Origin of the sequence: Oceanobacillus sp. M65, from assembly GCF_052246275.1 — a bacterium.
Classification (GTDB): Bacteria; Bacillota; Bacilli; order Bacillales; family Amphibacillaceae; genus Oceanobacillus_B; species Oceanobacillus_B jordanicus.
In genome coordinates this window covers 62,517-76,364 of the sequence record NZ_JBQQCJ010000004.1, presented here as the reverse complement: position 1 = coordinate 76,364, position 13,848 = coordinate 62,517, and the positions used below count along the sequence as shown (strand labels likewise).

Here is a 13,848-nt window from a genome sequence, read left to right as displayed (position 1 = left end):
AGGCCATTATTTCCTTTATGTTGCCTTTTTTCATATAAAACTATCGAAAAGGAGGGTGTGGATGATTAATGGTTTAATCATTTCTTTGAATAAAGGGGGATTTTAGGATGAATAGAGCGTTTAGGAAATTATTGATTCTGCTAGTCTTTTTATGCATGATGGGTTTCTTATTAGTTGCTTGTAATGACGATGGCGATGAAGAAGGCGCAGAGACTGAGGATACAACAGAAAATACAGATGATGGTGAAGAAGATAAGGAAGAAAAAGCCGACAGTGGCCCGCAAGCAGGCGGAACATTGACTGGGGCAATGTATTCTGCACCAGCAGGTATGTTCAATCCTATTTTTTACGAAGAAGCATATGAAGCTAACATATTAAGTTTTACACATGATAGTCTTGTATCACAAAATGAGAGTCTTGAATTTATTCCAAGCTTAGCAAAAGAATGGGAAACAAACGAGGATCAAACCTCCCTGACTTTAAAGCTTGAAGAAGGTGTGAAATGGCATGACGGCGAAGATTTCACTGCTGAAGATGTTGTTTTCACATACAAATCCATGTCCGATCCTGATTATGTTTCAGCAGGCGGGATAAGAACTGCCTACGTCCTTCCACTACTTGGCTATACTGCATACAGTTCAGGTGAGACAGATACGTTTGAAGGCGTAGTAGCAGAGGATGATTATACTGTAACATTTCATTTTGAAGAGCCAAATATTAACCCACTGTATTATGCGAGCTTCCCAATTATCCCAGAGCATATTTTCAAAGATATTCCAGTAGCTGAAATGCCGGAAGCTGCGGAGTCTCGTGATGCTGGCGCGGTTATTGGTACGGGAGCATTTAAATTTACAGAAATGGTAGAACGAGAACAGTATATTCTGGAGAGACATGAAGATTATTGGCAAGGAACTCCATACTTAGAGAGCATTGTATGGAAAGTAGTCGCACAATCAGTTATGACCGGCTTACTTGAATCGGGCGAGGTAGACTTCATTGCCGATCCAAATGGCATACCGCCAGCTGACTTTGAAACCGTACAAGGTTTTGGAAATATTGAAATCATTGAACAACCGGATTTTGGGTATCAGCTCCTTGGCTTTAAGCATAATCATCGTACAGGTGAGGATGTAGAATCAGGTGCACTCGAGCCAGACAATTGGGTACCTAACGAAAAATTAGCTGATCCAAAAGTAAGGCAGGCCATTTCCTATGCCGTAAATCGTCAAGGTCTTGTAGAAGGTCTTCTATACGGACGTGGGCAGCCAATTAATTCTCCAATCGCCACACAATTCTGGGCTTATGATGATGCTGCTGCAACCAATTACACGTATGATCCTGACAAGGCTGGATCAATGTTAGATGAACTTGGCTATGTGGACGCAGATGGAGATGGGTTCAGAGAAGACCCTGATGGCAACGAATGGGTACTCAATATGGACTACCCGACAGGAAACGAACTTCGTGAAAAATCAGCACCATTAATTGAACAACAGCTTGAGGAAGCTGGAATTAATGTCAATTTGCGTCAGCCTAAAGAAATGACCGCTTATGTAGAGGAATTAACAAATGACAACACCGATTGGGATTTATATTTATTGGGCTGGAGTCTTGGAAGTGCTGATCCTGACCCATCTGGTCTATGGGCAACGAAGGCAGCTTACAACTTCTCAAGATGGAATAATTCAGAATCAGAAGAACTTATGCAAAAGGCATTAAAAGCACCAGAAGCTTTTGAACAGGATTATCGTGCAGAAGTATATTCTGAATGGCAGACAGTCTTTTCTGAAGACCTTCCTGCACTGCTATTGTACGCACAAAATAGTCTATGGGCTTACAATAAACGATTGCAAGGTGTAGAGCCATTACCATACACCATGTATCAAGATGCTCATCTATGGTGGGTTAATGACGCGAACTAACAAGTCACGCTAGTCTCTGGGCGCAAGAGCTAGACTAAAATAAAGTAGAGAGTATGCTCAGGAGCATACTCTCCTCCTTCATAGGGGGGGATTTTTATGCATAAATACATCATTAGAAGAATACTTGTTTTTATACCGATGCTTATCATGCTGTCCATCATTGTGTTTGCCCTAGCCAAAGCAGCGCCGGGTGATCCTTTTACCGGTAAGATTCTTGATCCAACTGTTGATCCTGAAGTATTTAATGAGCAGCGAGAAGCACTCGGATTAAACGACCCTATTCCTGTCCAATACTTCCGCTGGGCGACATCCATGGCAAAAGGGGATTTTGGGGAATCAATGTACTATAAAGGTCGTGATGTTCAAAGTCTTATTAGTGAAAGAATTGTCAATACCGTTTACTTAGGTTTATTTGCTCTTGTCATCACGTTAGTTGTGGCAATACCAATTGGGATCTATTCGGCAAAAAACCCCTATTCCCCTCTTGATTATAGTGCTACCACTTTTGGGTTTCTAGGGTTGGCTATTCCTAACTTTTTCTTTGGTCTAATTGCCATTTATGTATTTGCTATTAAATTGGGTTGGTTTCCAGCACAAGGAACCATCTCTAACATACACATTACAGGCTTTTCTGAGTTCCTAAACCGTATCCATCACATGGTGCTCCCAGGAATAACGCTTGGGCTTGCAGGGACCGCAACCTATATGCGATATATGCGATCAGAAGTACTTGATGTACTTGGCAGTGATTATATTCGAACAGCAAAAGCTAAAGGAATGAATGATCGTAATGTGTTGTACAAGCACACCTTACGAAATGCTATTATTCCAATCATCACGTTAATGGGGTTTGAATTTGGTGCATTACTAAGTGGTGCCATTATAACAGAACAAGTTTTCAGCTACCCTGGACTCGGAACCTTGTTTATAAACTCTATTACAAATAGAGACTATCCTGTTATTATGTCGATCACACTCCTATTAGGTGTAGCCATTCTTATTGGTAACCTGCTGGCAGATATTTTTTACAGTATTGTCGATCCTAGGATCCGCTATGATTGAGGTGATATGATGTGAAAGCAAACTCTACGGAAGACATACAAGTTTCATCCACCCAGAAATACAATCAGAGTCCCTTTACATTGGCAAGGAAACGATTTTTAAAAAACAAATTGGCCCTTGCAGGTATTGTGGTCTTAGTTATTTTTATTTTGGCAGCTTTATTTGCCCCTCTCTTAACAGAACATGACCCTACAAAAGGGGATCTTATGCTTATTGAGAAGCCACCTTCTGCAGATCATATACTCGGCACAGATGGCTCTGGTAGAGATAATTTTGCACGCCTAATTTACGGTGCTAGAATTTCACTTACAGTTGGGTTTTCTGCTATGTTATTCACCCTTATAATCGGTGTCGTTACAGGAGCAGTAGCAGGTTACTACGGTGGAAAAGTAGATAATATGATAATGCGTGCCGCTGACCTGGTATTAGCATTACCATTTCTCGTTTTAGCTCTTACTATTATTGCCATTCTTGAAAAAGTAACGGTGGGCATTTTCGTAACAGTTATTGCTATAACGGCCTGGCCGACCTTAACGAGAATTGTGCGGGGGACCTTCCTATCGTTACGTGAGCAGGAATTCATTCTTGGTGCCAGGGCAATTGGGGCGAATGACCTGCGGATTATTTTTAAGCATTTTATTCCAAATGCCATTGGGCCAATTATTGTAAATGCAACGCTTTTAATGGCGACGATGATTATAGTAGAATCAGGGTTAAGCTTTATTGGAATGGGCATCCCGCAACCTACTCCTACTTGGGGAAATATGATTTCAGAAGCACAGAACATACGTATTTTACGCGATCATCCAGAAGCTTGGATTCCACCTGGGTTAGCTATCCTTTTAACCGTGCTTGCCATTAACTTTATTGGAGATGGGCTTAGAGATGCATTCGACCCTAAAAGCAACAGGAGATAAGGGCCGGTGAAACGTTTTGTAAGAACTAATATAGGGGATATAAGAACTTCCGCTACTTTAATAGTGGAAGTTTTTTCTTTTATCCATACATGTTACGCTATGGATATTCTCATAATAGGAAAAGTGCAGCACATTTGCGCACTAAAAGGAAGTGAAAAAAATGCCATCATTAAATGCAGCAGTTCAATGGAATAATGTCACCTTTTCTGTTAGAGGAAAAACCATCATACAGAACCTTTCCGGGACTTTTTATGAAGGGAAAATCACCACGCTTGTAGGGCCATCAGGAGCTGGTAAGTCCACCTTATTCAAATTATGCAATGGCCTACATTCAGCCGATACAGGTGACATACTAATCGCGGGAAAAGAAGTTGCTTCCTATCCACCTGTTGAGTTAAGAAGAATGGTTGGTTTTGCCTTGCAAGATGCAACCATGATTGACGGAACAGTATATGAAAACCTTGCTATGCCCCTAACTTTACAGGGCAAGGATCTTTCAGAGGAAAAGGCACAAGAATTACTGCAGCTCGTAGGTCTGCCGATTACTATTTCTACCCAGAGCACAAACGACCTATCAGGTGGCCAAAGGCAAAAGCTATCGATTGCTAGAACACTCGTAAACCGCCCTTCTATATTACTTCTAGATGAAATTACTTCTTCTCTAGATAGAGTTTCCCAACAAGATATTGAAGCGTTAATTGTAAGGATTAATAAACATTATGGCACGACAATTGTGTGGATTACACACAATCTTCAACAAGCGCGAACAATCGGGGATTATACATGGGTGTTAATAGATGGACAACTCATTGAATCTGGAGAAAGCTCTCTTTTAGACGAGCCTGAAAACAATGAAGTCAGGCTTTTTGTGAAAGGAGACAATTCATGAGTTATCTATCACTGGCTATTACACTAATCTTTGTTATTATTCCTCTTGTATTATCTAAGACATTAAATTTGGGACTTGAAAAAGATACACTGATTGCTACAGTACGATCTATTATTCAGCTTCTCGCTGTAGGATATGTTCTGCAAATTGTTTTCGAGTCGGAACATCTTATCTATATCCTACTTATGATTATTCTTATGATAGCTGCAGCAACACAAAACGCTAGAAAAAAAGGCGTACAAATTAAAGGGATTACACGGAAGCTTGTCCTCACCTTTATTACAGTTGAGATACTAACACAAGGAATTCTACTAGGCCTAGGCATAACACCTGCCACTGCCCAGTACATTATTCCGATTAGTGGTATGGTTATCGGAAACTCCATGGTGCTTTCCATATTGTTTCTAAATCGTTTTATATCAGAGGTAGAGTCAAAATCAAAAGAGACCGAGCTTATTCTTTCCCTTGGTGGAACGCCGAAGCAAGCAGTCCATAAACAATTAATAACATCGATTCAGGCAAGCACCATCCCGACAATTGAGAGTCAGAAAACAATTGGACTTGTGCAGCTTCCAGGAATGATGAGCGGGCAAATTATAGCTGGAGCAGACCCAGTACAGGCAGTTTTATTTCAATTACTGATCCTTTTTCTCCTTCTAACGACAGCCGTTGTGACAAGTATTATGCTAGGATATTTATCCTATCCCACCCTTTTTAATGAGCGCATGCAATTTTTAAAACTAGAAGCTAAGAAATAAGGCTAGAAGTCTTCTGTAAAAGGGAGACTCCTATCCTTTTTTATATGCTCTTTCCCCTATTAAGTCATTTCTGTTATTCCACCCCAACCAATACTTGGCCAATCAAAATATACTATTTAGATTACTACTATGAAATAGTAGGGAGTGAGAAACAATATGCAGCACGATGATTTTAAACGCTCTTTGAAAAGAGAAAATGGGAGGAAGTCTAATGATGCTTATAAAAACAAATATTTTAGCGATTCAAACGTGAATAATAGTTCTAATAACAACCATTCTTGCAATGTATGCAATAAAGTATATGTAAATCAGTCAGATCCTTCTTCTTGTTGTAAATGTTCAAGCGGACATAATCATTACCCTGGTCCCCCTGGACCTCCAGGGCCAGCGGGGCCACCGGGGCCTTATGGACCTCCAGGACCTTATGGGCCACCCGGTCCAGCCGGGGATCCAGGGAGAACAGGGACTACGGGACCAGCGGGACCTAGAGGGCCGACCGGCGTTGTAGTGGTCAGAGGGATCACTGGCGCACCAGGGCCGACGGGTGTTACCGGACCTATCGGAGTTATTGGACCAACTGGCGTTACAGGCTCTACTGGGATTACCGGACCGACGGGTGTCACCGGCGCTGATGGCATTACTGGACCTACGGGGATTACTGGACCAACTGGCGTCACTGGCGCTACGGGCATCACAGGCGCTACGGGCATCACAGGCGCTACGGGCATCACAGGACCGACCGGTGTCACGGGTGCTACGGGCATCACAGGGCCTACTGGCGTCACAGGCGCTGATGGGATTACCGGGCCGACTGGCGTCACAGGGGCTACGGGCATTACTGGCCCGACTGGTATTACGGGACCTACTGGTGTCACGGGTGCTACGGGCATCACGGGGCCGACTGGCGTTACCGGCGCTACGGGCATCACGGGACCTACAGGCATTACCGGGCCGACCGGTGTCACAGGGGCTACTGGGATCACCGGACCAACAGGCATTACCGGGCCGACCGGTGTTACCGGCATCACGGGACCTACTGGTGTCACGGGGGCTACCGGCGTTACGGGACCTACTGGCGTTATAGGTCCAACTGGAGTAGCAGGACCAACATTAGCTGCAACTGGTTTTTCCGCTAGGAGAACGTCCGCTACTTCAGTTACCGCTTCTACACAACTTGGTGACTGGCTCGTAACTGCACCTAACTATTCCAGCGCCAACTTCAACCCTACGACTGGAAGCTATACAGTACCAGCTACTGGAAGATATTCTCTTAAGGCAACAGTCAGCTACCAAACTTTAGCAACTATTTCTGCCCAAATCGGTGCAGACGTCAATCCAGCTTTCTCGATTCGCCGGATTACTCCAGTTGCCACAGAGTTAGTTTCAGGCTTGTTCCCTGTTCTAAACGTAAATATAGCACTGTTACTAAACCTCCGTGTAATACTAGGTAATGGCACCGTTACACTAACAGGAGATGTAACACTCAATGCTGGCGATGTTATTGGACTATTCTATGAAGCAAGCGGATTAACAATTGGAATCAATATTGGTAGTTCCTCTCCATCGGGAACAGTATTTTCCGTCTACAGAATCACGTAAAATTAACCTAATCACTATAAAGCAAACCGGCATTAAAAAAATGCTGGTTTGTTTATTCATTTCTAAAACTATACCAATTGAAATTAAAGAAATCCTACTTCGCTCATGCTATAATACATATAACCAGAGATGGAGGTGATCGATTTGGACCCTTTAGATATCATGATGAATCAAGAGCAAGTTGTTCCATATTTTTCGCCGATTATTAGTGCCGAAAATCAATTAATTATTGGCTACGAGTTAAAACCCTACTACGAAGATTCTGAAAAACTCAGTCTAGATTGGTTCTTTAAGGATGATTCCATTCCGAGCGAATTTCGACTGGAATTGAACACGATTATTCAACAAAAAGCCTTAGACCTCTTTTTCCATACTGAACAATCAACGCTTTTATTTATTAATTATAATGCAAAATTATTATTAAATGATAATGGAGAAACATTACTAAATCTATTACAATCATACGCAGAACGAGGCTTAAACTTAAACAGGCTCGTTCTAGAGCTATCTGCAGACTATGTGATCAAACACATTGACTCTTACAAACACCTACTAGCCTATATCCAAACACTTGGTATACGTCTGGCAATTGATGATGCAGGGAACCAAAATGGAAACTTGGAACGATTAGCAATGATTAAACCAAATATCTTAAAAGTAGATACCTCTTTTCTAGAAAATGATGCATTACCACACCTTTATCAAGACGTGCACCATTTACTCTCTATGTTCTCAAGAAAAATTGGTGCTACGCTGCTGTTTAAAGGCATAGAAACATTCCAACAATTAAATTATGCTTGGCGAAATGGTGGGCGTTACTACCAAGGGATTTACTTCGCAAAAGAGCTGCCTGAATTTGTAGCGACAGATTGTTGTAAGGAGAAAATAAAAAAAGATTTTCACCATTTCATCACATTTGAACAGAAAAAGATGAAAGCTCAGCTTGATTTGACCGAATCAATAAACAATCAACTAAGTAAAAGCCTGAAAAAATTAAACACAGAAGACCATTATGATAAGACAATACTCACCATTGCTAATGACTGTGATCCTATTACATTCCGTGTTTACATATGTAATCAAGCTGGATACCAACTTTCCTCCAACGCAGAGAAAAATAGTGATGGCGAGTGGAAACTACATTATGAAGGAAGGCAAAAGAACTGGAGCTGGCGCCCTTACTTTTTTGAAAACATTGTCCGCATGAACATAGAGAAAAAAGGCATACTCTCCGATCTATATACAGATATTGAACGAGATGAACGTATAAGAACATACTCTTTCCCTATGTCAGAGGATGTATTTATTTTTATTGATATCCCATATGACTTTTTATATGAACAAGAAGGTCTTCTATAATTTATTAATTTCTGCTAAATCGAGTCCAAGCCAAATTTTCATTTGGCTTGTGGGACTCCATTATTTAGAAGGTATTTTCAAATTTCCGGCATTCTGAATATCTACCTCCACATTAAGGTCCAGTTTTAAAGCTAAATAATAGTTTGATCGCCAATTCTTCAGTTTGTCTCGCGGGATCTCCTTTCTAAAGTATTGACCCATCCCAAAAATATCAGCTTTATTCTTTTGAGACTTTTCTAATAACCCTTCTAGACGACCCATGAGAAGTTTATCCAACTCTTTCTTTATTTTTTCTGCTGATGGATTGTTTTTCGTTTCGAGTATCATTACTTTAAACGAAATATTTGTAGTGAGGTAAGGTTTGTCGTTTTCAAACTTATTCTTGGTCATTAATTGATTACCAAGGATCATCACACTGGCATCATCCAACACTTCTATTTTCCCATTCGTACTGTGTCCACTAAAGGCGTTATATAGCAAAGTCTCATCAGAACTAATTCTACCTACCATTTTCCCGTTTTTTATAACAGCGGAACCCGTATGATTTAAAAAAGTAGTGTCTCCCATTCCTACCAATGGTATGGCAACATCTCTTGTGTAGGAATGAATACTTCTATAAACTTGCCAAATTCTTGTAAGTGCAATCTGTGGTTCCCAGCCTGCGTTTTTTTCAAAGTAATCCAATAATATTGAGCCCTCTGGTGCTTTATAATGCGATATCTTCGAAAACAAATCGTCTAAATTACTTTCACTAACAGCCATTAGGGCCTTTGAAGAAATATCCCTAGACCGCATAAAACCAGTAATAAGGTCAGATAGTCCTTTCTCTGCAAGTTCTTTATCTACAATAATTACCTTGATATGCAATAAATCAATGCTACTTTCCATATTCACACTAATTTTATTTACAATTTGGTTAATAGTGTGCCCTTCCTCTATAATAACTTGTGACCCCATTTCGTCACTTTCAGGCCTAGGCACTTGCAGGTAAGCTTTATATTGGTCACCTTCTCCTGTAATGCCTAGGACCACTGGCATTAAACGGTGATTAATATCCTTATTGTCCCAGCAACCACTTAATAATATGAGTAAGCAGCAAATAAAAGTTACTTTTCTGATTATCATGGCGTTGTTTCTCCCTTTGTTCGTCTTAATCCCAGTATAAGAACGGAGATGGGCACACCAAATACAACATAAAATCGTAGAGGTGTATTCCAACCAAAGATCTTTTCAATTTCTTTCCAATCTGAAATAAACAACGCACAACTAAAGATAAAAATTGCCAATAGAATCACAAGCAGTCCTTGGTTTCGTAAAGGTAAAAAAGCATGCATAATTCTAGCAGTTTTCCATAATACAAGCGCCATAAATAATGTAATGAAAATGACCAAACCTAAGAGAAAGAATAAAGTTACTCGGTTAAGCATAAGCCATGATAAATTGATTGCATCTACCGTCATTACGTAGGGAAATAAAAAGTTAGAAGAGGTAGCTTGTCCGAAAGTCATAATAGGAACGTATACAGAAATTAAAAAGAGTGGAAGAATAGCTATCACGCTAAGTAAGACCATTTTAGGACGATAAGGTAAAACAGGGTGCACGAATCCAAGGAATAAAAAGGAACCACCAATAGCGAAAAAGCTCTTATAATAGACGGATTTATTAAAGAAGGAGAAATCATCATTCCATATGGGGTAGATATAGCGCCAATCTACATTCTGAAAAGAAACAACAATGGTGAACAGAATGAGAGGTAGAACTAGTATTGCCAATATTAAACCAGTCTGAAAGATAGCTTTTAACCCTTTATACGCAAGATACGTTGCACTAAATAACAGTAACCCCATAATTGCCCACAGAGGTGTCTTCGATAAGAAAATAATCATAATAATCTCGGAATAAGCTCGAACTGTAATAATATTTATCATCAAAAAGTACACACCTACCGGAAGGAGAAATAGAAATGTCATGGTGACCCCTGAAGCGGTATAGATAGATACAAGATCTTTGTGAGGAAAGAATTGAAGGCCCTTTAAATAAATGATAACAATTAAGATATGCACGAAAAGACCTATACAAATAGGAATCCAGTGTGCTGTTGTTGTACTTTCTATTATATTTGCCGGGTACAAAAAGAAAATTAATCCCATATGCGTAAGAATATAAAAAACGGTTATTTGAATACTTTTATCCAATTTTTGCTCCCTCCTTCTTCAAGTTGTTTGATAGATAAGAGATCCCGAAAACCTGGATGCTTGCAAGGTGAGCACCAATAAGAAAGATGCCAGCAAGAACTCCCAGTACTCCATAGATTGCAGCTAAAATTAAGATAATATATTTGAATAGCCTGATAGAGGCAGCATTTTGAAAACCAATGATGGTGGAATTAGCAATAGTCGCAGCAGCCAAAAAAATGATTAGAATATTACTTACTAATTTTGCTTCCACGACTGCCTGACCTATAATAATTCCGCCTACCATTGTTATTGTGGGACCAATACTTTTAGGAAGCCTAATACTTCCTTCGATAATAAATTCCATAATAATAAGCATAAACAACATTTCCACAAAAGCCGGGTAAGGAATACCCTCCCGGCTTTGTGCAATAGAGAGGGCTAACTCTATTCGAAGAACTTCTGGATTTACTGCTACCAGGGCTACATACAACCCAGGTACGATTAGCGACACAATAATAGCGACGATCCGAAGCAACCTTATGGCAAGCATCAGTGGATAGGTAAAATTTCGATCATTTTCAAGAATAAATAGATCCCAAATAACACCCGGTAAAACTAAGGCAAATGGGAAATTATCCAAGAATAACGCAACCTTACCTTTGAGTAAGGACTGCGCTGCTTCTTCTGGCAATTCCGTTATTTTAAAGGGGGCAACCACACTATGGGAACGCATCCCCAGCACCTTGATTAAATCCTGAATATTATTGATTTCTTTATCCTGGGAAGTTTCTATTTTATCCATTATGGCGCGTATCAATTTTTGACTTGCTTTTCCTTTACAATAAAGGAGAGACAACTTCCTATTAATATCCCTACCCATCGTATAATTTTTCACAAGAAGATTTGCTGTAGGTAATTGCTTTCTTAAAATCCCGATACTTGTATCTAGTTCTTCTGTAAAAGCTACTAAGGGACCTTGTAAAACCTGTTCATTTTCTGATGATTCAACAGATCTGGATAGTTTTTTTCCTATTGGTTTTAAAGTAATAACAGTTGCTTTAGACTTAACCAGGACAAGGAGCTTTCCTTCGATGACGGAAGAACTTATTTCTTCTATATTCGTTTTTTTCTCTCCACTGTTATTTAATTGCATTAGGATTTCTTTTTTTGTTAAGTTTTTCTCCACTAGCTTCTCTTCCAAAGCTTCAATGGATTTTGAGATATCAATAAGGCTTGTCAATCCCATTAAAACAATATCGATGCCTTGTATATTTTGTGGAAGCAAGAAAAAGTCATCATTATCTTTAAAAGTTGCTTCAATTTCAGAAAGTAAAGAACTCATAAAAGCAACCCCTTCGTCTTTTCTAATATAGTTCCCCAGCTGCACTCTCATTATTTATGAACAAAAAAGTCTTTGACCAGACTCTATGAGTTGATCAAAGACTTTTTCAGAAACTACATTTATACAAGCCTGTTAATACCATAGGAATTGATTGTAACCCCATTAACAAAAGAGTGAAAATAACTTTGAAGTTAATTACAGTTTTACATTGTTACCAATCAATCCCTTTTAATCCTTGCTTCTCTAGTATCTCGTTTGTACGAGAAAAGGGTTTACTTCCAAAGAAACCACGATAAGCAGATAATGGACTTGGGTGTGGCCCTTTTATTATATAATGCTTATTTGTATCAATTAGCGCCTCTTTTTTCTGAGCCGCTGATCCCCACAGGATGTATACTACTGGGGTCTCTTTATCATTCAACGTCTCGATCACCCGATTTGTAAACCGCTCCCAGCCCATACCTCTATGTGAATGTGCTTGTCCCTTTCGAACCGTTAAGACATTATTTAGGAGCAATACTCCCTGTTCTGCCCAATTGATCAAATACCCATGATTTGGTATGGGGACATCTAAATCATCCTGCTGCTCTTTAAAGATGTTTCGCAAAGATGGTGGAATACTTACCTGTGGATTCACGGAAAAACTTAAGCCATGTGCCTGGTTAGGGCCATGATATGGATCCTGTCCTAGAATGACTACTTTTACTTTTTCATACGGAGTGAAATGAAGTGCATTAAAAATGTCTTCCTTCTTTGGATAAATCGTGTGCTTTGCATACTCCTCTTTCAAAAATGTTCGCAGCTCTTGGTAATAATCTTTTGAGAATTCGTCTTGGAGCAATGGAGCCCAGTCATTTTCTAGAATATCTTTTCCCAATTTAACTTCTCCCCTTTGTAGTGTTTTATATTTTCGCCAAGTATTAGTGAGAAGGTTCTGTTTCTTGTTCTTTCCCTGTTGAAGCGTTCATTAAAACGACTCCCCCAACAATTAGGAGCAGCCCTACAAACGTAATTGCATTAAAAGGATCCTGCCAAATTGCAATACCAAGTATAGCTGTTAATGCTGTACCTACTCCGGACCAAATGGCGTAAGCTAAACTAAGAGGGAGTTCTTTAAGAGAGACTGATAAAAAGTAAAATGCTGAACCAAACCCTACCACAACTCCAAATAGGGGAAGCATTTCTGTAAATCCGTTAGATAATTTAATCATCGTCGTACCGAATACCTCACTAATAATCGCAATGGATAACGCAATATAACCCTTTTTCATTATTTATCTCCTCTATTCTAATGGCCCGGATTAGCAAGCCTAAGTAAGACAACGCCTGTAATGATACATATAAGTCCCGCAACCTTTTTTAAATTCAACTTCTCTCTCCAAAAAACAACTCCTACCAAGGTAATTAAAGCCGTGCCAAGCCCAGCCCATATAGCATAGGCGTTACCCAGAGGGAGTGTTTTTAAGGCAATGGATAAACAATAAAAAGCGAATCCCATTCCGACAATAACCCCTATCGCTGGAACTAACCTCTTAAATCCATTGGAAACTTTAAGCATGGAACTCCCAAAAACTTCAAATAAAATAGCCATTGTTAACCAAATATACGCGTTCATCTTTACACCACTTTCTTTTCCCTTAAACTTTGATTGCAAAAAACTGCTAAATAAATGGCCTATTATTACTTCCGGTCAGCCGTTTTATTTTCTATCAACATCTTTCTAATCATAACGGTTGGGCTGTTTTATTAGCAAGCATCCTATTTGTTTAAATGGTGATACTACTTACTGGTACGGCATGTGCCATAACTCGATGTAGGGGGAG

At 39.7% G+C, this 13,848-nt stretch carries 13 protein-coding genes; 7 read left to right on the top strand and 6 right to left on the bottom strand.

Annotation, left to right across the window (positions count from 1 at the left end):
• Nucleotides 1–107 precede the first annotated feature (107 nt).
• From ACTWPF_RS15480 to ACTWPF_RS15450, 7 genes are all read left to right on the top strand, one after another.
• Nucleotides 108–1,922 (top strand): peptide-binding protein, encoded by a 1,815-nt coding sequence (locus ACTWPF_RS15480; protein WP_443149698.1) that lies wholly within the window; start codon nt 108–110, stop codon nt 1,920–1,922.
• A gap of 96 nt (nt 1,923–2,018) precedes the next feature.
• Complete coding sequence (locus ACTWPF_RS15475) at nt 2,019–2,984, top strand: ABC transporter permease (protein ID WP_106895787.1); 966 nt, start codon at nt 2,019–2,021, stop codon at nt 2,982–2,984.
• Nucleotides 2,985–2,995: 11 nt separating this feature from the next.
• A complete protein-coding gene (gene opp4C / locus ACTWPF_RS15470) occupies nt 2,996–3,901 on the top strand; it encodes an oligopeptide ABC transporter permease (RefSeq protein WP_161464297.1) in 906 nt (301 codons plus the stop codon).
• 160 nt (nt 3,902–4,061) lie between these two features.
• Nucleotides 4,062–4,790, top strand: coding sequence for an ABC transporter ATP-binding protein (locus ACTWPF_RS15465; RefSeq protein WP_443149697.1), 729 nt, complete (start codon nt 4,062–4,064; stop codon nt 4,788–4,790).
• The gene (locus tag ACTWPF_RS15460; RefSeq protein WP_238022100.1) at nt 4,787–5,548 is read left to right on the top strand and encodes an ABC transporter permease; all 762 of its coding nucleotides are present in this window, start codon (nt 4,787–4,789) and stop codon (nt 5,546–5,548) included. The genes ACTWPF_RS15465 and ACTWPF_RS15460 overlap by 4 nt, the downstream gene beginning before the upstream one ends.
• A gap of 156 nt (nt 5,549–5,704) precedes the next feature.
• Nucleotides 5,705–7,147: a collagen-like protein gene (locus tag ACTWPF_RS15455; RefSeq protein ID WP_443149696.1), complete on the top strand. Its 1,443-nt coding sequence runs from the start codon at nt 5,705–5,707 to the stop codon at nt 7,145–7,147.
• A 144-nt stretch (nt 7,148–7,291) separates the two neighbouring features.
• Nucleotides 7,292–8,506, top strand: a complete 1,215-nt coding sequence (locus ACTWPF_RS15450; RefSeq protein ID WP_443149695.1) for an EAL-associated domain-containing protein — start codon at nt 7,292–7,294, stop codon at nt 8,504–8,506.
• 60 nt (nt 8,507–8,566) lie between these two features.
• On the opposite strand, the gene ACTWPF_RS15445 is transcribed toward ACTWPF_RS15450, so the two are convergent.
• The 6 genes from ACTWPF_RS15445 to ACTWPF_RS15420 form a co-directional block, all read right to left on the bottom strand.
• Entirely contained in the window at nt 8,567–9,631 is a 1,065-nt protein-coding gene (locus tag ACTWPF_RS15445; RefSeq protein ID WP_443149694.1) for a Ger(x)C family spore germination protein, read from the bottom strand.
• On the bottom strand, nt 9,628–10,701 hold the full coding sequence (locus ACTWPF_RS15440; protein ID WP_443149693.1) for a GerAB/ArcD/ProY family transporter: 1,074 nt from the start codon (nt 10,699–10,701) through the stop codon (nt 9,628–9,630). The genes ACTWPF_RS15445 and ACTWPF_RS15440 overlap by 4 nt, the downstream gene beginning before the upstream one ends.
• Complete coding sequence (locus ACTWPF_RS15435; RefSeq protein WP_161465206.1) at nt 10,694–12,025, bottom strand: spore germination protein; 1,332 nt, start codon at nt 12,023–12,025, stop codon at nt 10,694–10,696. Before ACTWPF_RS15435 ends, ACTWPF_RS15440 begins: the two co-directional genes overlap by 8 nt.
• A 211-nt stretch (nt 12,026–12,236) precedes the next feature.
• Entirely contained in the window at nt 12,237–12,902 is a 666-nt protein-coding gene (locus ACTWPF_RS15430) for a uracil-DNA glycosylase (protein ID WP_443149692.1), read from the bottom strand.
• 43 nt (nt 12,903–12,945) lie between these two features.
• Nucleotides 12,946–13,296: a DMT family transporter gene (locus tag ACTWPF_RS15425; protein WP_238022094.1), complete on the bottom strand. Its 351-nt coding sequence runs from the start codon at nt 13,294–13,296 to the stop codon at nt 12,946–12,948.
• A gap of 17 nt (nt 13,297–13,313) precedes the next feature.
• Complete coding sequence (locus ACTWPF_RS15420; RefSeq protein WP_443149691.1) at nt 13,314–13,679, bottom strand: DMT family transporter; 366 nt, start codon at nt 13,677–13,679, stop codon at nt 13,314–13,316.
• Nucleotides 13,680–13,848: the final 169 nt, after the last annotated feature.